Genomic DNA, 1,549 nt, shown 5'->3' with positions numbered 1-1,549 from the left:
CCCGCACCCGCCGTCGCCGCCTTGCGTCGCGCGCTGGCCGGGAACCACCCCACGCCGACCGTCGCCGACGTCGACTGGTCCCGGTTCGCCCCGGGCATGGTCGCGCTGCGGCCGGGCAACCTGGTGCTCGACATCCCCGAAGCGCGCGAGGCCCTCGACGCCGCGCGGGCGACGACCGGCACCGGTGAAGAGGACCTCGCCGGCCGGCTGCGGGCCATGCCGGAACCGGAACGGGTCGCGCTGCTGGTCAAGCTGGTGCGCACGGCCGCGGCGGACGTACTGGGGCACGGGGGCGCCGCCGCCGTCGAGCCCGGCACCGCGTTCAAGGACCTCGGCTTCGACTCGCTCACCGCGATCGAGTTCCGCAACCGGCTCACCTCGCTCACCGGGCTGCGCCTGCCCCAGGGCGTCGTGTTCGACCACCCGACGCCGGCCGCGCTCGCCCGGCACCTGCGTGCCGAAATCCTGCCCGCCGACGCCGGAGACCCGGTCGACGACGGGTTCGCCCGGCTGGAGGCGGCGCTGGCGAACTCCTTCCCGCCGGACGGCGACCGCGCCCGGGTCGCCGAACGCCTGCGGGCCCTGCTCACCCGCTGGGGCGGTGCCGCGCCCGAGCCGCGCGAAGACGTCGGCCAGGACCTGCTCTCGGCGTCGGACGACGAAATGTACGACTTCATCGGCAAGGAACTCGGCATCTCCTGAACCAGCCTCGCCCCGCACGGCACCGATTCGAGAGAGATCCCCATGGAGAATGAAGAAAAGCTTCGGTATTTCCTCAAGAGGGTGACCGCGGACCTGCACCAGACCCGCCGCCGGCTGGCCGAGGCGGAGGCGGGGCAGCACGAGCCGATCGCCATCGTCGGCATGGGCTGCCGATTCCCCGGCGGCGCCGACACCCCCGAAGCGCTGTGGGACCTGCTCGCCGAGGGGCGTGACGTCGTCGGCCCGTTCCCCGCCGACCGCGGCTGGGACACCGAAAACCTCTACGACGAGGACCAGGGCGCCCGCGGCACCACCTACGTCCGCGAGGGCGGTTTCCTCGACGCCGCCGGGGATTTCGACCCGCTGTTCTTCGGGATCTCCCCGCGCGAAGCCGTCGTCATGGACCCGCAGCAGCGGCTGACGCTGGAAACCTCGTGGGAGGCGCTGGAACGGGCCGGGATCGACCCGCTTTCGCTGCGCGGCAGCCGCACCGGCGTCTTCCTCGGCACCAACTACCAGGACTACAGCCAGATCGCCGGCGCGGGCGCGGAAGGCGCGGAGGACTACCTGTCGACCGCGAACTCCGCGGCCGTGCTGTCCGGCCGGATCGCCTACACCCTCGGGCTGGAGGGGCCCGCGATCACCGTCGACACCGCGTGCTCGTCGTCGCTGGTCTCGCTGCACCTCGCCGCGCACGCGCTGCGGCGCGGCGAGTGCACGGTCGCCCTCGCCGGCGGCGTCACCGTGATGGCCACGCCGACCCTGTTCATCGGCTTCAGCCGCCAGGGCGGGCTCGCCCCGGACGGGCGCTGCCGCCCGTTCGCCGCCGGAGCCGGCGGCACCGGCT

2 protein-coding genes are annotated in these 1,549 nt (G+C 73.9%); both read left to right on the top strand.

The window, feature by feature from the left end; translation table 11 throughout:
- On the top strand, positions 1-702 hold a 702-nt coding region (locus G3I65_RS16270; protein ID WP_239071239.1), incomplete at its 5' end, for a phosphopantetheine-binding protein.
- 42 nt (positions 703-744) lie between these two features.
- The coding region (locus G3I65_RS16265) for a beta-ketoacyl synthase N-terminal-like domain-containing protein (protein WP_203612402.1) at positions 745-1,549 on the top strand (805 nt) is incomplete at its 3' end.

It is taken from the genome of Amycolatopsis sp. SID8362 (assembly GCF_010550475.1).
GTDB classification, from domain to species: domain Bacteria; phylum Actinomycetota; class Actinomycetes; order Mycobacteriales; family Pseudonocardiaceae; genus Amycolatopsis; species Amycolatopsis eburnea.
The sequence above is the reverse complement of the archived record's forward strand: the minus strand, read 5'-3'. Positions and strand labels throughout refer to the sequence as shown.